We start from the raw sequence: 19,080 nt of genomic DNA on the forward strand, positions 1-19,080 counted from the left end.
TCGAACCAATGAATGCGGCTTGACAGACATAGAAGAGTCCACAGGCCCCACACCGCAATCGGCGGCCAACCGCCCATCAGCCGTTTAACCAACCCGCCTGGGCAGTACAGCTAGAGCATCCCACTGGGGTACCAATTACGGAAGATGTCCATGATCAGATCCTGGCCGACGGGGTCGATGTGGTGTTAATGGTTGGACACACCGAGCACACAGCAACATGAACCACACCGTTGTGACGCAGTGCCAGAGCGGAACCAGTATGTTCATCCAGGGGTGCTCTGGAATAGCACCAGCCCAGTCCGAGTGCCGGAGGGAAGCCGCGACTCACCGTCATCTCATCCACGTCCAGTGCAACGTTTGTTAGAACCGGCGCCAGCCGAAGCTTCACGTCTACCTGCACCTAGAATTCGCCTGCCACGAGATCGCTTCCACGATCAACCGAATCGAAGGTGGCATCAAAGAAAAATGGCCCCGGGCTAGACCCGGGACCATTCTGCTGTGACCCCAGCGGGATTCGAACCCGCGTTACCGCCGTGAGAGGGCAGCGTACTAGGCCGCTATACGATGGGGCCTCGTACTTCCAGAACAGCATTTCTGCCATTCAGGCTAAGTGAGTATTTCATACACTCAGCCGGTGTTTCAAATCGGAGTGACCGTCTTGAAACCCCTGATTTTCCGCAAGATTCACGGATTTGTCAGAGCTGGGATACCAGGACTCGAACCTAGAATGACGGTACCAGAAACCGTAGTGTTGCCAATTACACCATATCCCAATGGAACCTTCGGGCCGGATCCGCAGGTCTAAACCAGCGCTCCCGGCGCCTCAGCACGAGTAATTACTTTACCTGAGACTTTTCCAGCGCACAAATCGATCAGCGGTTAGGTGGGTCACACTGGGGGTAGCCGCAGCCGTCATGGTGCCGTTCCTCCGTCAGTAAGCCGTCGTGGTCAGATCCAAAGAGGTGACCTGGGGCATCGTGAGCTTAAGAATCGTTAATGCCCTGCCGTCCGTCGTGGTTCCCGGCGCCGGTTCTGCGCTCAGTACAGCCCCCGGTGGAACTCCGTTCAGAGCGATGGTGATTGCCTGTCCATCCCGCCGCAACACGGCCCTGTTGGTTCCGAGACTGACCGTGGCATCAGTGACCCACTGCCAGGTGAAGTCTCTTGCCACCGAGGAACGAATTACATCTTTGACGATCATGCTGGTGCTCCCATGAGTAACAGTTCGTGTTGCGTTTGACGTGCCCGGAAGCGCCTGCCGCAGATCCACCGTCGCTGTAGTAGACGAGACCCTACGCACTGGAGCCGCCGCAGAAGTGGGCTGATTCAGGCCCGTGTAGGCAATTGTAGAGTGCGCCGAAGTGCTGGGATTCCAGTATGAAAGGCGTTGACTCTCAGAATAGTAGCCGGGAGTCAGCGGCGGCATCGGTCCGGGGTCAACGGCCCATTCAATGCCTTTCCTGAAGAACGAAATAGTGCCCAGGTCCAGGTGCGCGTGGTTAGCCGCATTTGAGCCACCTTTCAAGGTCGCCGTGCCCCCAACGACATGGAGCGCCGCAAGTCCGGTTTGTGTATAGACAGTTGACTGCTTGGCAGGAAGCGTCCCGGGCGCGATTCGCCACCACATCAGATATGCATCCGGCTTCTGCGCAAACCGGCCAGCAACCCATGCAGCCGCGGAAGCGTCTCCGCGCACTCGGGCGTCCCAAGCCGGCATCAGTCCGCTGAGCTCGTTCGGTTCGGCATCCGCGAACGGACTCGGCCGGCCGTCCGGCCCCGTGCTGTTCATCGCATAATGGGACACCTTCTCCAGAGACGGCAGGGTCACCGGCGGAGTTCCGTACGCGTTGGGCAGCGTCGAGTACAGTACAGCAATCGCCCGGCTTTGGTAGGTCCAGTACCCCGGCCCCTCCTGTGTACCCCCGTCAGCGGTAATCATGTTCAGTGCCGGCTGGACTGACTTCAGGGATTCCTGCGCCAGGGAGGCCGCCAGCTCCGGCCAGGACTTCAAGAAGACAGCTGCAGCCGTGAAATTAGCCGCGTTGTGTATCGCCCCCAAGTTCGTCGGCCCTTTTACAAAAGTGTCGCGGTCCTCGTGCAGGCACGTCTGCGGTCCCAGCCACCGCACGAGTACCGTTTCGTCCAACGCCGGCAGCTTCACCCAGTCAGCGGCGCTGGACGCTGCCAGCAACAGATGCGACGATGCCAAGGTAGTCATTCCTTCCGGCCCGCCCAGCAGGATGCGCTGAGTGTCCGCAGTTAGCACATCCCGCGCCTTACCGTCATTTCCGGACAACCATCCATACGCAAGTCTGGGAGTACGCACCACATAGGACGATCGCAGTTGCTCCAGGTTCATTTCAATTGCCGACTCGTTCACGGCCGCACGGAGGAGCTGCCGGTGAACTGCCCCGGTAGCTGTGTCCGTTGAAGCGCCTGCGAGGGAATCCCGCAAGATCTGCTGGTTGGTTGCGACCCCTGGACCGTCGGCAGGCAGCGCGGGCCTAAAGGCAGGGGATGCGGCCGGCAGTGCACAGCCACCGGCAAATCCAACCAAACCCGATACCGTCGGAATGCTCCCTGTCCCCTGTTCCAAAGCCGTCACGTAAGCCGGAGACGCAAGTGCCGGGGCGGGCACAGCCTTCCCCACCGCTCCGAGCTGCCTGGAGGTGTCCGCCGAAAGCTGTGTGCTGAAACTACTGGTGCGCGCTTTTTGCGCCTCATACGTTGACGCCGTGATCTTGCCCGCCGTCAGGTCGGCGAGGGCAGTTGTCGCTAGCAGCTGCTGCTTTGCCCGCAAGTCCTTCAGGATTGTGAGCTGGTATCCGCCTTTCTTTACCGTTGAAGCACGCAGCACCTCAGCCGTCATCTTCGCTGCTACCACATCCATTGAACTTTGCGTCGATGCGGCCGTCAGCTCGTCCCCCACAACTTTCAGCATCTCCAGTCCGGATGCAATTGCTCCCTTGATCACAAGCCCGTTGGCCCGCGCCAACTTCGGGACATAGTCACGCGACGCAACATAATCCTGTGCCGCAGAATACTGGGCCTGCCGCAATGACGCTCTTTGCTCGCTTAGCGTGGCAGCAAATGCAGGCGGAGCAAGAAGGCCACCCAGGGTGATGACCAGAACAGTGGCCGCTGCCAAGCAGGATTTGAAGCCGAGGCCTGCAACAGCTCCGGCGGCACGGACGGCGACTCGCCGGGCCTCCCTCGGGGCACTGCTTTTTCGCTCTTCGGTGGATGACTGCTCGTACATCGAGAACCCCCGGATACCAGTGCGGCTCAGGGTCAACGCTCATGCCAACCCAAGGACGGAAAGGCACAGACATCAGGGCACAACAGGGAACGGCTCATTGAGCATCGAGTCAATCAACGATGCCGAACGATCACGGTCGCTGGCTATGACCCGCAGACAGGAAATGGCTGCGAAGACGCCTGCGTTTAATGCATCCCTAGGAATTTCGAGTCTATGAAGGCGCGCATATTGAGACACGCGTGGTGACTACTCCAATTTGGATTGTCACATTTCGGGCTAGCCGGAGAATTACTTGCAAAAGCAGTGGCCGACACTTGCACGAGGGCCCACGCTCTACTCGGGTTCTCAGTTCCCACCACTTGGGCCGTGGAACGGCCGTCGCGCCAGCGCAAAACGCTGGCTGGATCTAGCTCCTGATCTGCTCCAGCGACGAGATCATGTCGCCCTCAAACCCCTGAGACGGTTCACCCACCCTGTTGAGCCAAACGCCCAGCAAACCGGCCGCCGTCGCCCCTTCGGCGTCAAGCAGCCGGTTGTCGCCAACAAAAAGCGTGTCCCCGGGTTCGGTCCCCAGGAGTCGTACGCCCTCGAGGTAAATCGCCGGCTGGGGCTTTGCTACACCGACAGTGTCGGTGCCCACGAGCCGCATGATGCGTTCCAGGCCGGCGCCGTCCAGTTTGGCCCGCTGATAATCGTGCACGTTGTTGCTCACGGCACCGTACGGGACGCCTGCCTCATCCAGGAGATCAAGCAGCGGAGCAACGTCGTCAAAAGCCCTGACATAGGAAGGCTGGATCCGGCCGTACGCGCTCAGCCATTGGTGTGCCTCCTCGCCGTCGGCAAGGTCCACGCCGAAATGGCCCAGGGCCGCGCGGCCACGAAGCAGCCGTTGGTCGTTGAAGGTCAGTTCCCCGGCCAGGTAGCGGTCGTAGTAGTGGGTGGTTTCGTGCGTGAAGATCCTGCCGAACCGCTCCCAGCCGGCCTGGTCCAGGCCAGGAAGGAGGTGTTCGCTGACCTCGCGCAGGGCGGTGGTCATGGCGTATTCAAGGTCCACCAGGGTGTCATCTATGTCGAAGAGAATCCCCCTGATGGTGCCGAACGGCGTCTCAAGGAAACCCTCAGCTCGCTGGCCGGGAGAAGCCATCAGCCGCGGAAGGTGCGGAGCCGGGCAAGGGAGGAGTCCTTGCCGAGGATCACCATGGACTCGAACAAGGGCGGCGAGATCCGACGCCCGGAGATGGCTGTCCGGACCGGACCGAACGCCAGCCGTGGCTTGATCCCCAAGTCCTCCACGAGGGCCTGCTTCAGGGCGGCCTGGATGTTCTCAGGGTTCCACTCCGCAATGGGCTCCAGCGCCGCGATGGCGGCCTCGAGGACCTCGCTGAGATTCTCCGGCATGCCCTTGCGGGCGTCGTCGGCGACGTCGATGGCATCGTCTGCTTTGAACAGGAATCCCAGCATCTCCGGCGCCTCGCCCAGCAACGTGATGCGTTCCTGGATCAGCGGCGCGGCTTCGGTAAGGATTTCCTCCTGGCGCGCTGTGGGCTGCTCCCCCACGAAGCCTGCAGTGCGCAGGTACGGCACAAGCCGGTCACGGAAGTCTTCCGGGTCGAGCATGCGGATGTGGGTGCCGTTGATGGCCTCGGCCTTTTTGATGTCGAACCGCGCCGGGTTGGCCAGGACGTCCTTGACGTCAAAGTATTCAATCAACTGGTCCACGGTGAAGATGTCCTCATCGGCCGAAAGGCTCCAGCCGAGCAGTGAGAGGTAGTTCAGCAGGCCCTCGGGAATGAATCCACGATCGCGCAGCAGGAACAGGTTGGACTGCGGGTCACGCTTGGACAGCTTCTTGTTGCCCTCACCCATCACGTACGGGAGGTGGCCAAAGAGCGGCAGGTAGCTGGCGACGCCGATGTCCATCAGGTAGCGGATCAGCACCACCTGGCGGGGGGTGGAGGACAGGAGGTCCTCGCCGCGCAGCACGTGCGTGATCCCCATCAGGGCGTCGTCTACGGGGTTCACCAGCGTATACAGCGGGGATCCGTCAGCACGAACGATGACGTAGTCCGGGATACTTCCGGCTTTGAACGTGATGTCGCCGCGGACCAGGTCAGTGAAAACGACGTCCTCGTCAGGCATCCGGACGCGCAGGACCGGCTGGCGGCCCTCGGCCCTGAACGCCGCGAGCTGATCTTCGCTGAGTTCCCGGTCAAAGTTGTCGTAACCGAGCTTGGGGTCGCGTCCGGCGGCACGGTGGCGTGCCTCGACTTCCTCCGGCGAGGAGTAGCACTCGTAGGCGTAACCCGCTTCAAGGAGCTTGGCGACTACGTCCTTGTAGAGGTCCAGCCGCTGGGACTGACGGTACGGCTCGTGCGGACCGCCGACCTCAACGCCCTCTTCCCAAGTGATCCCCAGCCATTTCAGGGCTTCCAGCAACTGCTGGTAGCTCTCTTCCGAGTCGCGTGCTGCGTCCGTGTCCTCGATGCGGAACACAAACGTGCCCTTGGTGTGCTTGGCGTGGGCCCAATTGAACAGGGCCGTGCGGATCAGGCCCACGTGCGGCGTCCCGGTGGGTGAGGGGCAGAACCGGACACGCACGGGGGTGTCGGCGGTAACGGTGGGGACGGAGGCAGGGTTCGACGCAGAAGCAGTAGTCATAGTGGCTCCAACTTTACCGCCTGCTGCCTGCCCTGCTGCTCCGTCCCGGGACCCTTGGGTTGGGCGGACCGTCAGCGGCGCACGATGGGGTTGGACAGCCGCCCGATCCCTTCGATCTCCACTTCATAGCGGTCGCCGGCCTGCACCAGGCCCACCCCGGCAGGAGTCCCGGTCATGATGACATCCCCCGGCAGCAGGGTGAAGGCCTGCGAGACGATGGACACCAGTTCCCGGACGCTGCGGATCATTTGGCTGGTACTGCCGTCCTGCCGCAGCTCGCCGTTGAGCCGGCCCTGGATCTGGAGGTCCTCGGTGTCCAGTTCGGTCTCGATCCACGGCCCCAGCGGCGCCGATGTGTCAAAGCCCTTGGCACGCGCCCACTGCAGGTCCGTTTTCTGGACATCCCGGGCGGTGAGGTCGTTACCGCATGTGTACCCGAAGATGACGTCGTCGACGCGTTCCTCCGGGACGTCCTTGCAGATCCGGCCAATGACCACGCACAGCTCCGCCTCGAAGGAGACTTCCTCGGAAAATTCAGGCAGCACAACGGGGTCGTTCGGGCCCACCACGGACGTGTTGGGCTTCAGAAAGAGCAGCGGATGGGCAGGCACCTCGTTGCCGAGTTCATGGGCATGCTCCACGAAGTTGCGGCCAACGCCAATCACCTTGCTGCGGGGAATGATCGGCGCGAGCAGGCGGACGTCTTCGAGCTTGTGGTGGACCGCCGTACGCTCCACGCCGTTAAAGAACGGGTCACCGTGGATGACAGTGATTTCCTCACTGCCTGGCTGGCCCTCCACAATGCCGTAAAGGGGATCAGAATCGACTACAAACCTGGCAATACGCATGGTTCCCAGCCTACAGTCTTCGGCCGTGCGGCCCGGCGCATTCAACGGTGCCCGGCGCCTCCGCGCAGGTAGTCCAGCTGCGCTGCGACAGACATTTCGGCCGCACGCCGCACAGATGGTCCGACGTCGGAATACACGGCGTCGGCGACGTCACTGACAGCGGCGTTGCGGCCCAGCCGGTCCAGTGCGGCCCGGATCTGGTCGAGGCGTTCGTGCCGGTGGCCTCGGTAGTCGCGGACGATCGCCTCCAGGGACGGCAGCACGGGCCCGTGGGCAGGCAGGACCGTTGCGGCCCCCAGCGCTTCCAGCCTGTCCAGCGAGGCAAGGTAGTCCCCGAGCGTCCCGTCCGGGTAGTCCAGCATGGTGGTGCCGCGGCCCAGGATGGTGTCGCCGGTCAGCACGGAACCGCGGCCGCCGTCGTCGGGAAGGTGGAAACAGACGGAATCAGAGGTGTGGCCGGGTGTGGCCAGGACCCGGATTTCCAGGCCCGCCATCACGACGATCTCGCCGTCCAGGAGGGGCGACCCGCCGCCATGGCAGTGGGCGGGTTCGGCGGCTCGGACCGGCGCGCCCGTCAGCTGATGCAGCGCGGCTGAACCGGCCGTGTGGTCCGCGTGCCGGTGCGTGACCAGGATGAGTTCGACGGGTCCAGCAGCCGCCAGCGCCTGAAGATGCTGTTCGTCCAGCGGGCCGGGGTCCACGACAACAGCGGACGGGCTACCGCCACCCCGTAATACGTAGGAGTTGGTGCCCTCCAGGCTCATGGGTCCTGGATTGGGGGCAAGGACGAACTGCGTCAAGGCAGAGCTGCGCTGCAGGCCAGGGCTGGAAGCTGAAGTCACAAACCCATCTTTGCACCAGCCGCGGCTCCGGCACCGGTCACGCCGCCGGAATAGAACAGCCAACAAACCGGGTTGACCACCATGAAGAGCACAAGATCTCCATCAGGAAAGCCGGAACCGGACACATGAGCGACACACCCCGCACCATTGCAGACCTCATCGCCGAAGCTGACTCAGCTGGCCATGACCACGCTGCCACCGAGAAAAACAGCGGTCTGCAGCACATCCATAACCACGCGACTGGAGCCATCGTGTGGTTTCCCACATGGCGGACGTTCCGCGGGACGTCCGACTGGAGCGAGGCGGTGGAAGGCGTCGCGGAGGATTTCCGGTCACGTCCAACACCCGTCGAAGAACAGGCGGCCACCTTCCTGGCGGATGACCTGGCTGCACTCCTCAGACGCGCTGCTGCCTCCAGCGATGCGAACGTTTTTGTCCAGGAAAACCTGGTCCACCATCTGACGCGGACCTGGGCCGTCGCGGACGCCGTCGCGACGGCAACGGGCAGGGAACTGCCCACAGGCAGCACCACGCCGTCCATTTTTGCGGGCTATCCCTATGATGTGTACGCGCAGGATGGCGGCACCTTCGCAACGACGCTGTGGAACGACATGATAGACGCCCGCCGTAACCAGGCCCTCAAGGACGAAGCTGCCCGCAAGGCCCTGAAGCCGGTGTCCCGCAAGGCGCTCAAGAACGCTGCCCGGAAGGCCGCGCGACGCTGATGCCCGGGGCCGGCTTTGCCTGCAGAAAGGGAAGAACGACGGCGGTTGCCCGGCACTGCGCTTGACGTACCGCAGTGCCGGCCAGCCGCCGTCGTACCTTTCTCTTGCGCTGTATCCCGGCTAGGCCAGGCGGGTCAGCCAGCCGTGCGTGTCTGGCAGGGCGCCGGTCTGGATGCCCAAAAGCTGCTCGCGGATGGCCATGGTGGTCTCCCCCGCTTTGGCGTCTTCGGAGCCAATGAACTCCGTGGCGTCCTTCAGCACGCCAATGGGAGTGATAACAGCAGCGGTTCCGCAGGCGAACACCTCGGTGATCTCGCCGGAAGCCACGCCGTCACGCCACTCGTCCAGGGTGATCTTGCGTTCGGTGACGTTGCGTCCCATGTCCTTGGCCACCTGGATGACTGACATCCGGGTGACGCCCTCGAGGATGGTGCCGGTGAGGGCGGGAGTGACCAGGGAGCCGTCCTTCATCACGAAGAAGACGTTCATGCCGCCGAGCTCTTCAACGGCGTTGTCATTGAACTGGTCCAGGAACAGCACCTGCTTGCAGCCGTTGGCCTCTGCCTCCTGCTGGGCGATAAGCGAGGCCGCGTAGTTGCCACCGCACTTTGCCGCTCCCGTGCCGCCGCGGCCTGCGCGTGCATACTCACGGGAAATCCAGATGGAAACGGGCTTCAGTTCGCCGCCGAAGTAGTTGCCGGCCGGGGAAGCAATGACGCGGAATGACACTTCACGCGCCGCACGAACACCCAGGAAAGCCTCGGTGGCGATCATGAACGGACGCAGGTACAGGGCCTCGCCATCGCCGGCCGGAACCCATTCCTTGTCTGCGGCAACCAGCTCGCGGATGGCGCCCAGGAAGTACTCCACGGGAAGCTCCGGCAGGGCCAAGCGGCGGGCGGACTTGTTCAGGCGGGCGGCGTTGGCTTCAGGGCGGAACGTCCAGATGGATCCGTCGGCGTGGCGGTAGGCCTTGAGACCTTCGAAGATCTCCTGGCCATAGTGCAAGACTGCCGCGGACGGGTCCAGCGAAATCGGTCCGTAGGCCTCGACCCGGGGGTCGTACCAGCCGCCCTCGCCGTGCTCGTCGACGCTGTAGTCGACGATGGCGGTGTGGTCGGTGAAGTAGTTGCCAAACCCTGGGTTGGCCAGGATGGCTGCACGCTCTTCAGCGGACTTCGGGGTTGCCGAGGGCTGCTGGTTGAATTCGACGCCATGGGCGGTCTGAGTCATGGTTCCTCCACGATCGGCTGCCTGTGGATGTGGTTCATCCTTGAACCCCAGGGCAGCATTTGGTGATTCGAAACTAGCTTACGCCGGTTAACCGAGTCTCTAGGGCACGGCCTAGAGCGCTGCAGCGATGGCATCTCCGATGGCACTGGTGGTGCGGGAGCCGCCGTCGCGGTTTTCGACGTCGGTTATGACCGCCGCTTCGATCTTCCGGGCCGCCTCGGTGTAGCCGAGGTGGTCCAGCAGAAGTGCCGCTGACAGGATGGCGGCAGTGGGGTCCGCCTTCTGCTGCCCGGCGATGTCCGGTGCGGAACCGTGGACGGGTTCGAACATGGAGGGCGCGGTGCGGTCCATGTTGATGTTGCCCGAGGCGGCCAGCCCGATGCCGCCGGTGATGGCCGCGGCGAGGTCCGTCAGGATGTCACCGAAGAGGTTATCCGTGACGATCACGTCAAAACGCGACGGATCGGTGACCATGAAGATCGTGGCCGCGTCTACGTGCAGGTAGTCGTGGGTGACCTCGGGGAATTCCTTGGCCACCGCCTCAACTGTCCGCTTCCACAGGTGGCCGGCGAAGACCAGGACGTTGTGCTTGTGGACAAGGGTGACGTGCTTGCGTTCGCGTGCGCTGGCACGGCGGAAGGCATCCCGGACCACACGCTCCACGCCGTGGGCGGTGTTCAGTGAGACTTCGGTGGCTACTTCGTGCGGAGTGCCGCCGCGCAGCGTGCCGCCGTTGCCGACGTAGGGGCCCTCGGTTCCTTCACGGACGACAATGAAATCGATGGTTCCAGGGTTGGCCAGCGGGCTTCCCACCGTGCCAAAGAGCCGGGATGGCCGCAGGTTGACGTAGTGGTCCAGGCTGAAGCGGAGCTTGAGCAGCATCTCCCGCTCGATGATGCCGGACGGGATCCGGGTGTCGCCGGGTGCTGCACCAACCGCGCCGAAGAGAATCGCGTCGCGCGTCCGCAGGTCCTCCAGGACCTCATCCGGAAGGGTCTCCCCCGTGGCCAGCCAGTGTTCGGCCCCGAGCTTGTAGTGGTGCTGCTCGAGGTCAACACCTTCGGCGGCGACGGCCTTTTCGAGGACCTTCAGTGCCTCGGCAATGACCTCGGGGCCAATGCCGTCACCGGGAATGACAGCGAGATTGATGGTGGATGCGCTCATGATTTCAGGGTAGCCAAGTCATCCACATTCTGGTCAAACCGTCTCATTATTCGAAACCCCGGGACGCTCCCGGTTCGTGCACGTTTCGGGGCGGCCCTCTCCCACTTCCTGCACCTTAACGGCAAACGCTCTCTCACCTCGGAAAAGGAAGTGAGAGAGCGTCCGTGATGCTAGGCCTCGGTGGGCTCCTCGTACTTGGGGAAAACCGGGGCCGGAGCGGGCAGCGGCGTTCCTGCAGCAATCGGTGTGGTGAGCGCGGAGAACTGCCGGGACGCGCCGTCGGGCTGGCCGAGTGTATCCAGCAGCGCGGCCGTGGCGGTGGGCATGACCGGCTGCGCGAGGATAGCCACAATCCGCAGCACTTCCAGCGTCACGTACAGCACCGTGTTCATGCGTTCGACGTCGGTCTTGCGCAGGACCCAGGGCGCTTGGTCCGCAAAGTAGGCGTTGGTGTCTCCCAGGACGGCCCAGATGGCCTCAAGGGCGCGGCTGAACTCCTGCTTTTCGAAGGCGGCCCGTGCCGCCTCAAGCAACCCGTTGGCCTGCTCCAGGATCGCCGTATCCGCAGCGGTGAAGGTACCGGGTACCGGTACCTGGCCTTCGCAGTTCTTGGCCACCATGGACAGTGACCGCTGAGCAAGGTTTCCGAAGTTGTTGGCGAGGTCGGAGTTCATGCGCCCCACGATGGCTTCGTGGTTGTAGCTGCCGTCGGCGCCGAACGGGACCTCGCGGAGGAAGAAAAACCGTACCTGGTCCAGGCCGTACTGCGCCACGAAGTCTGCGGGCGCCACGACGTTGCCGAGTGACTTGGACATCTTGACGCCGTTGTTGTGCAGGAAGCCGTGGATCATGACCCGCTTGGGCAGTTCCAGCCCGGCGCTCATCAGGAAGGCTGGCCAGTAGATGGCGTGGAAGCGCGAGATGTCCTTGCCGATGACGTGGACGTCGGCGGGCCAGAACTTCCTAAACGATTCCGAGTCGACATCGGGGTAGCCCACACCCGTGAGGTAGTTCGTGAGGGCGTCCACCCAGACGTACATCACATGCTTGTCGTTGCCCGGGACGGGAACGCCCCAGTCGAAGGTGGTTCGGCTGATGGACAGGTCTTCGAGGCCGCGCTTTACGAAGCTGATGACCTCGTTGAACCGGGACTGCGGCGCGCCAAATTCGGGCTGGGCCTCATACAGCGCCAGAAGGCGGTCCTGGTAGGCGGACAGCCGGAAGAAGTAACTCTCCTCCGCAGTCCAGGTCACCTCGGTGTCGGTCTCTTTCGAGTAGCGCACGCCGTCGTCCTTGACCACGGTGTCGTCCTCAACGTAGAAAGCTTCGTCGCGGACGGAGTACCAGCCCTCATATTTGGACAGGTAAATATCGCCGTTGGCTTCCATCTTCTTCCAGATGGCCTGCGAGGCGGCGTAGTGGTCCTCGTCCGTGGTGCGGATAAACCGGTCATAGGTGATACCCAGGGCGGAGTGCGCAGCCTTGTAGACCTCGGCGTTGCGGTCCACCAGCTCCTTGGGAGTGATGCCTTCCTTTTCGGCCGTCTGGGCGATCTTCATGCCGTGTTCGTCCGTGCCGGTCAGGAACATCACGTCATAACCGTCCAACCGCTTGAACCGCGCCATGGCATCGGTGGCGATGTACTCATACGCGTGGCCGATGTGGGGCACCCCGTTGGGGTACGTGATGGCAGTGGTGATGTAGAACGGGGTTTTCTCTGGAGCAGTCACGTGCGGACGGTACCTTTGGTGCGAAGGGACGGGCTAGATAAGTTCAGTCAGCGTATCGCTCAGGCGGACCAGTTCGTGGTCGTGTGAAGCGACCAGCACTGCGATTCCGTCGTTAGTGGTGTCTTTGAGGATGCTGATGATGCGGTTGGCGGATGCCCTGTCCAGGCTTGCGGTCGGCTCGTCCACCACCAGGACACGGGTGCCCAGGATCAGCGCACGGGCAATGGCCACACGTTGGCGTTCGCCGCCCGAGAGCTGTGCGGGGCGGTGCCTCATCCGGCGGCCGAGCCCAACGAGGTCCAACAGGTCCTTGGCCATGTCGCGGCGCTGCTCCACCTCGCCGTCGGGCACGGCCGGCAGGAGCACGTTTTCCAGCGCGCTCATGCCGTCGATCAGTGCCCCGCCTTGGTCCACGTAGCCGATCAGGGCCCGACGGCGGTCGGCGATTTCGTCGTCGCCCATGCTTTCGAGCGAATCACCTTCCCAGAAGACCCGGCCCGACGTCGGCAGCGTCAGGCCCGCGCCCACGGTCAGGATGCTGGTCTTGCCGGATCCGCTTCGGCCGGCGACACAGTGCATCTCGCCAGCGTGCAGCGTCAGGTCAAAGCCTTCGACAACGCTGACAGCCTCCGCACCGCCCTTGCCCCCGCCATACCGAATGGTGATGTCGCTCAGTTCCAGCGGAGTCCCGTGGTCCGAGGCCTTGACGATGGTGTTGGCACGGGTCTGCAGGGGCGCCTCAACCGAGCCGGACCTCCGGCTCCGGTGAACATTCGTCTCGTTTGTCATTGGACCACTTTCGTTGCAATCGGTATCCAGCAAAGTACAGCCACGAGGCCGGCGACTCCGGCCCACAGGGCGGCATAGGGGGCAAGGAGGAGCCCGATGCCCAGCGCGCCCAGCACGCCCAGCGGCAGCGCCACCGTGCCCACCAGGGCGTTTTCGAACAGACGGACCTGGCGGAGCATGTCCGGATTCCAGCCCATGGCTTCAAGGATGCCAAGGTACTGGCGTTTCGCGTTGAGCTCAAACCGTCCGGTCACCAAAGTGAGCACGAGTCCCACAATCACGCCCGAAAGGGCCAAAAGGATGCTGGGGAAGGCGACGCTGGCAGCGGCGAGTCCGCTCAGTGCGCTTGCGCCGGCGGCCCGTGGGATGTCGATGAGCAGTGCGATCAACCCGCCAACAGCGGCCCCGAAGACACCCACGGCGACGGCCAGCGAGAGCGTGTTGAACTTGTTGGTGCTGAGCTGCCTGTTGGCGAACGTCAAGGGAGAATCCACCGGGATCAGGCGCTCGTCGTGCTGCGGTTCCTGGTCCACAACGTCACGGTGCCGCAGCTGCTGCGCCGCGAAGAAGGCTGCTGCCGCATACAGCACGAGGACTGATGCGGACACGATGACCGTTGTCAGGCTCCAGCTCACAACGCTCAGGACGATTCCCGCCACGGCGAGGAGCGCGGCACCAACGCCGAATTCCTCCAGCACCCAGCTGCGGATCCGCCTCTGGGTCCAACCCATGGCGCGCAAGGTTCCGGCTTCACTCTTGCGTTTGCGGATGTAGCTGACGGTGGAGGCGCCTGTCAGCAGGGCAGCTCCGCAAAGCGTCAGGAACAACAGGGTGACGTTGGTTCCGGTCAGCGAACCGGAAACGGCGTCGGCGGCGTTCTGCCGTACCCAGGACTGCTGGACGGTACCCAGGGCCGATTCCTTGCCGGCGCCATCCTTGGAGTAGCCGGGAACGAAGATGCTGGCATCCTCGCGGGCGGAGCCGGCAACAACAGTGGCTTCCAGGCCCATCTCGCGGATCTCACTGGCCAGCTTTTCGACGTCGGGCTGTGCCTGCTTCCAGCTTCCGGGGGCCTTGGCCCGGACCCGCACAGCGTCGATGACAGCGGCGTTGTCCTTATAACCGCGGGCAGCGGCGAGGCCGTAGTAATCGGTGATTGCACCAGCCGACTGGCTCGCCAGGCCGGTGGCGCTGAGGGAGGGCTCAAGTTCGGTAGCCGTGACGTCCTTGCCGTCCGCGTCCTTGGTCAGGGTGAACGGCGTGGGGTCGTAGCCGCCCAGTGGGAGCCGGTTGACGTCGCCGGCTGCCTTTGCCACAGCTGACGGGTCAAAGGTTCCGTAGACCATCGCGAGGGGCGCCGCCAGCTTCTCCCCCGTCTCCAGGTTTTCGCGGTACGAGCGCTCATCCACGGGCTCACGCTGGGTCTGATCCACCGGACCGCCGGACGGTGTCTTCTCAGGCAGCCTGTTAACGGTCACCCACTCGCCGGGAACGGCCGACTTTTCGACGGCGCCGTTGGCCGCGGTTTCGCCATCGGTGTACTTCGGCGCGGCGGCAAAGTCGGTGCTCCAGGTGGCCGGTGTGTAAAGGCCCTGGTTGAAGTTGCCCTGGTTGCCAAGGACGGACGAGTGATCGGTTGAACCGGGCCAGGACAGCGCGAAGGGATCCTTGGACACGAACGGAAGGTAGTCCTTGTCCAGGGAACGGGAGGCAGTCCCGACCTCCTTGACCACCTTGCCGGAGTCGTCGATCTCTTCGATCTTGACGTTGTACTTCAGGTCAAGGGATGTGCCCGAACGGACAATCAAGGGGATGGCCTGTGAGTCCGCCGTGAGCTGTCCGTTACGCTTTGCCTGCTGGTACTGGGTCATCAGGGGTGCCCAGTACTTGAGCTTAACGCCCAGGAAGTCAGGGCCCTCCGCCAGCTCTTCCGTGCTGATGCCGTTGGTGAAGAGGCTTTCGAAGTGACGGCCAATGGCCCCGGCGTTGCGGGCATCGGCGGGCGGCGCCTTCTCCAACGGAGCCAGGAAGTCACCAGCCGAACCCAGCAGCGCACGTTCGGCCACAGGATCGACGGCGACGACGGACTCCGTTACTTCGGGCGACAAGGGCAGCGACACGGAAAGATTAAAGAGGTTGTGCTCGGAGCCGCCGGCCGGGTCAGGGAACTTGATCCCGGTTTCGTCCTTGGGGGCGGCAATGCGGATGCTGCTTCCTCCGGCGGCCTGTTCCTCCACGAGCTTGGCCTTGCCGAGGCTGCCTTCTGCCGTGGATTTGAAGAGGGTCTGCTCGGAGACGCCGTCGGAGCTGACGGCGCTGGCCGTGAGGCGGTACTTCTTGGCGGTGTCGCTCAGGACCGATTCTGCGGCCGGCCACTTGTCCGGCGAGGTCGCACCCGCGGCCTGGTCAGCTGTGGCGGTGCCCGCGAGCCCGGCGTTGTAGCCGAGGTAGTCCATGGCGTCCAGCCTCGGTGCTTCAAGGTTCTGGGTCACTCGCGAGACCAGGCTGATGGGCGCTGCCACCGACGTGCCTGTCAGGTCGCGGATGGACTCCAGCTGTTCGAAGCTGATGCCGCCGCTGCCGCTGGCGATTTCCGGCTGCATCAGCGCGCCGGATCCCGCTTTGGCCTGGACCAGAACATCGTAAAGTCCGCGTGAGTTCTCATCCACGGTCCTGTTAAGTGCGGCCTGCGACTGGCCTTGGACGAGGACCGACAAGCACATGGCTGCGATCAAGATGGCCGCGGTCAGCAGCAGCACTTTGCTTCTGATGAACCTCTGGACGGCGTTCATTGGGCTCCCTGAAACCTGGATTGCGTGCGCACACCATCATCCGCGGTTGACGGACGTGAGGATTGGTTTCCTGCCTGGTGTGCGTAAAGTATTGGCCGGCCTGCCGGCCCGGTCCTGAATCAGGACCTAGCCATTGTAAGCAGACCGGCCAATCATACGTGGCCGACGTTAAGTCGAGGTCACGCGTAGTTCACATGCTGGGGATGCTAGTCCTCGAGGTCCACTTCGCGGACCATTTCGGCGCCGATGCCTGCCTTGATGGCGTCCAGCACCTGCTGCGGCACGGAGCTGTCGATCGTCAGAAGGGCCAGGACCTGGCCACCCTCCGCCTGGCGCGCAACCTGCATTCCGGCGATGTTGATGTTGTTCATGCCCAGGATATGACCGATGGTGCCGATCACGCCGGGACGGTCGGAGTAGGCCACCACCACAAGGTGCTCGCTGATGGGAATCTCTACGTCGTAGCCGTTGAGGCCCACGAGCTTCTCAACCTGCTTAGGCCCGGTGAGGGTACCCGCAACGGAGATCTGTGAGCCGTCGCTCAGCGCGCCCCTGATGGTCAGGACGTTGCGGTAGTCCTCTGCTTCCGGCGTGGTGATCAGGCGGGTGTTGATGCCGCGCTGTTCGGCAATGACCGGGGCGTTGACGTAGGAGACCTGCTCGGTCACGACATCGGCGAAGATGCCCTTCAGGGCTGCGAGTTCGAGGACCTTGACGTCCAGCGCAGCAATTTCGCCGGCAACCTCGACGTCGATCTGGGTCAGCGAGGCGTGGGTCAGCGCGGTGAAGATCCGGCCCAGCTTCTCGATCAGCGGGATGCCCGGGCGGACGTCGGGGGCAATGACCCCGCCGGCGACGTTGACGGCGTCCGGAACCAATTCTCCGGCCAACGCCAGGCGCACGGACTTGGCGACCGAAACGCCAGCCTTCTCCTGTGCCTCATCGGTGGAGGCACCCAGGTGCGGAGTCACGATTACGTTATCCAGGGTGAAGAACGGCAGATCGGTGCTGGGTTCCTTGACGAAGACATCCACGGCTGCGCCGGCGATCTGCTTGTCCTGGAGCGCGGCGTAGAGGGCTTCCTCATCCACCAGTCCGCCACGGGCGACGTTCACGACGTAGGCGGTGGACTTCATCTTGGTGAAGGCGTCCGCGCCGAGCATGCCAACGGTTTCAGGGGTCTTGGGCATGTGGATGGTGACGAAGTCGGACTGGCTCAGGAGCTCGTCGAGACTGACCAGCCTGACGCCGAGCTGCGCCGCGCGGGCCGAGGTGATGTAGGGGTCGTAGGCGAGGATTTCGGTGTCGAAGCCCTGCAGGCGGGCGGCGACCAGGGCGCCGATGCGGCCGAGGCCGATGATGCCGACCTTCTTCTCGAAGAGTTCGATGCCCGTGTACTTCGAGCGCTTCCATTCACCGCCTTTAAGGGCGGAGCTGGCCTGCGGGATGTGCCGTGCCAGGCTCAGGATGTGGCCTACCGTCAGTTCTGCAGCGGAGACGATGTTCGAGGTGGGGGCGTTGACCACCATCACACCTGCCTGCGTTGCAGCCTTGATATCCACGTTGTCCAGGCCGACGCCGGCACGAGCGATGACCTTCAGGTTCTTCGCTGCGGCGATGGCTTCGGCGTCCACCTGCGTGGCAGAGCGGACCAGGATGGCATCCACATCGGCGATGGCGGAGAGCAGCTGGGACCGGTCGGCGCCGTCCGTCTGGCGGATCTCGAAGTCCGGGCCCAGGGCCTCGATCGTGGCGGGCGAAAGTTCTTCGGCGAGCAGTACTACGGGTTTTGACACGGTTGATCCTCTGCGTTGCAGTCCTGGGGATAAGTCAAGTCTAGGCTGACGGAAAGGCCGGGCTCACATTGTTAAGTGTGAACCCGGCCTCACTGGCGCGCCGTGAAAGGCGCGTGGGGGCGCAGCCTTAGCGGGCTGCTGAGCCCTCTACGTAGTCCTCGTCCTGCTGCTGCCAGGAGAACAGACCGCGCAGTTCACGGCCGACAGCTTCGATCGGGTGCTGCTCTGCCTTGGCGCGCAGCGCCTTGAACTCCACACCGCCGTTGTCCTGGTCCTCGATGAACCGCTTGGCGAAGGCGCCGTTCTGGATGTCCGCGAGGACAGCCTTCATGTTTTCCTTCACCTCCGGGGTGATGACGCGCGGGCCGGAAACGTAGTCGCCGTACTCTGCGGTGTCGGAGACGCTCCAGCGCTGCTTGGCGATGCCGCCTTCCCACATGAGGTCAACGATGAGCTTGAGCTCGTGCAGCACCTCGAAGTAGGCGATCTGCGGCTGGTAGCCGGCTTCAGTGAGGGTTTCGAAGCCGTACTGGACCAGCTGGGAGACGCCGCCGCACAGGACGGACTGCTCACCGAAGAGGTCGGTTTCGGTTTCTTCCGTGAAGGTGGTCTTGATGACGCCGGCGCGGGTGCCGCCGATTGCCTTGGCGTAGGACTTGGCCAGGTCCCATGCAGCGCCTGATGCGTCCTGCTCGACGGCGATGATGTCGGGGATGCCGCGGCCGGCTTCGAACTCGCGGCGCACGGTGTGGCCGGGAGCCTTCGGGGCGATCAGGATGACGTCAACGCCCTCCGGGGCCTCGATGTAGCCGAAGCGGATGTTGAAGCCGTGTGCGAAGGCCAGTGCCTTGCCCGGGGTCAGCTTGTCCTTGATGGAGTCGTTGAAGATCGAACGCTGGTGCTGGTCCGGTGCCAGGATCATGATGACGTCTGCCCACTCGGCGGCGTCGGCCACGTTCTTGACCGTGAAGCCGGCGTCCTGAGCCTTGGCGATGGAGGAAGAGCCTTCCTTCAGGGCGATGGTAACTTCGACGCCGGAGTCGCGCAGGTTCAGCGCGTGGGCGTGGCCCTGGGAACCGTAGCCGACAATCGCAACTTTGCGACCCTGGATGATCGACAGGTCGGCGTCGTCGTCGTAGAACATTTCAGTCACTTGGGTAACTCCTCTTGAGTGGTTTCTCTGGGTAGACAGTCTGTGGTGTTGCGGTACTGCACGGGCATTGCGCTGCATAGCGGGGCGGTAC

At 63.4% G+C, this 19,080-nt stretch carries 13 protein-coding genes and 2 tRNA genes; 1 reads left to right on the plus strand and 14 read right to left on the minus strand.

Annotation, left to right across the window (positions count from 1 at the left end):
• Window positions 1-499: 499 nt before the first annotated feature.
• From ACLKOZ_RS12945 to ACLKOZ_RS12975, 7 genes are all read right to left on the minus strand, one after another.
• Window positions 500-572 (minus strand) — tRNA-Glu (locus tag ACLKOZ_RS12945).
• 129 nt (window positions 573-701) lie between these two features.
• Window positions 702-773 (minus strand) — tRNA-Gln (locus ACLKOZ_RS12950).
• A gap of 158 nt (window positions 774-931) precedes the next feature.
• Complete coding sequence (locus tag ACLKOZ_RS12955) at window positions 932-3,259, minus strand: heparinase II/III domain-containing protein (RefSeq protein ID WP_436475537.1); 2,328 nt, start codon at window positions 3,257-3,259, stop codon at window positions 932-934.
• Window positions 3,260-3,665: 406 nt separating this feature from the next.
• Window positions 3,666-4,403 (minus strand): HAD family hydrolase, encoded by a 738-nt coding sequence (locus ACLKOZ_RS12960; RefSeq protein ID WP_436475539.1) that lies wholly within the window; start codon window positions 4,401-4,403, stop codon window positions 3,666-3,668.
• The gene (gene gltX / locus ACLKOZ_RS12965) at window positions 4,403-5,917 is read right to left on the minus strand and encodes a glutamate--tRNA ligase (RefSeq protein WP_436475541.1); all 1,515 of its coding nucleotides are present in this window, start codon (window positions 5,915-5,917) and stop codon (window positions 4,403-4,405) included. The genes ACLKOZ_RS12960 and gltX overlap by 1 nt, the downstream gene beginning before the upstream one ends.
• A 71-nt stretch (window positions 5,918-5,988) precedes the next feature.
• Window positions 5,989-6,765 (minus strand): fumarylacetoacetate hydrolase family protein, encoded by a 777-nt coding sequence (locus ACLKOZ_RS12970; protein ID WP_337348933.1) that lies wholly within the window; start codon window positions 6,763-6,765, stop codon window positions 5,989-5,991.
• Between the two features lie 41 nt (window positions 6,766-6,806).
• Complete coding sequence (locus ACLKOZ_RS12975; protein WP_436475544.1) at window positions 6,807-7,607, minus strand: MBL fold metallo-hydrolase; 801 nt, start codon at window positions 7,605-7,607, stop codon at window positions 6,807-6,809.
• A gap of 125 nt (window positions 7,608-7,732) precedes the next feature.
• On the opposite strand from ACLKOZ_RS12975, the gene ACLKOZ_RS12980 reads away from it, so the two are divergent.
• The gene (locus tag ACLKOZ_RS12980) at window positions 7,733-8,332 is read left to right on the plus strand and encodes a hypothetical protein (RefSeq protein WP_436475546.1); all 600 of its coding nucleotides are present in this window, start codon (window positions 7,733-7,735) and stop codon (window positions 8,330-8,332) included.
• Window positions 8,333-8,452: 120 nt separating this feature from the next.
• Here the strand turns inward: ACLKOZ_RS12980 and ACLKOZ_RS12985 are convergent, their stop codons facing one another.
• The 7 genes from ACLKOZ_RS12985 to ilvC form a co-directional block, all read right to left on the minus strand.
• Window positions 8,453-9,565: a branched-chain amino acid aminotransferase gene (locus ACLKOZ_RS12985; protein ID WP_436475548.1), complete on the minus strand. Its 1,113-nt coding sequence runs from the start codon at window positions 9,563-9,565 to the stop codon at window positions 8,453-8,455.
• Window positions 9,566-9,676: 111 nt separating this feature from the next.
• Window positions 9,677-10,729, minus strand: a complete 1,053-nt coding sequence (locus tag ACLKOZ_RS12990) for a 3-isopropylmalate dehydrogenase (RefSeq protein ID WP_310161981.1) — start codon at window positions 10,727-10,729, stop codon at window positions 9,677-9,679.
• 170 nt (window positions 10,730-10,899) lie between these two features.
• Window positions 10,900-12,459 (minus strand): methionine--tRNA ligase, encoded by a 1,560-nt coding sequence (gene metG, locus ACLKOZ_RS12995; protein WP_436475550.1) that lies wholly within the window; start codon window positions 12,457-12,459, stop codon window positions 10,900-10,902.
• Window positions 12,460-12,492: 33 nt separating this feature from the next.
• On the minus strand, window positions 12,493-13,248 hold the full coding sequence (locus ACLKOZ_RS13000) for an ABC transporter ATP-binding protein (protein WP_131131755.1): 756 nt from the start codon (window positions 13,246-13,248) through the stop codon (window positions 12,493-12,495).
• Window positions 13,245-16,040 carry an ABC transporter permease gene (locus tag ACLKOZ_RS13005; protein ID WP_337345921.1) on the minus strand — a complete coding sequence of 932 codons (2,796 nt, stop codon included), beginning with the start codon at window positions 16,038-16,040 and terminating at the stop codon, window positions 13,245-13,247. Before ACLKOZ_RS13005 ends, ACLKOZ_RS13000 begins: the two co-directional genes overlap by 4 nt.
• A 206-nt stretch (window positions 16,041-16,246) precedes the next feature.
• The gene (gene serA / locus ACLKOZ_RS13010; RefSeq protein WP_436475553.1) at window positions 16,247-17,836 is read right to left on the minus strand and encodes a phosphoglycerate dehydrogenase; all 1,590 of its coding nucleotides are present in this window, start codon (window positions 17,834-17,836) and stop codon (window positions 16,247-16,249) included.
• Between the two features lie 127 nt (window positions 17,837-17,963).
• Window positions 17,964-19,067, minus strand: coding sequence for a ketol-acid reductoisomerase (gene ilvC / locus ACLKOZ_RS13015; protein WP_337345919.1), 1,104 nt, complete (start codon window positions 19,065-19,067; stop codon window positions 17,964-17,966).
• Window positions 19,068-19,080 lie beyond the last annotated feature (13 nt).

The sequence above is a fragment of the Arthrobacter sp. R4 genome, assembly GCF_051365025.1.
Taxonomy (GTDB): Bacteria; Actinomycetota; Actinomycetes; order Actinomycetales; family Micrococcaceae; genus Arthrobacter.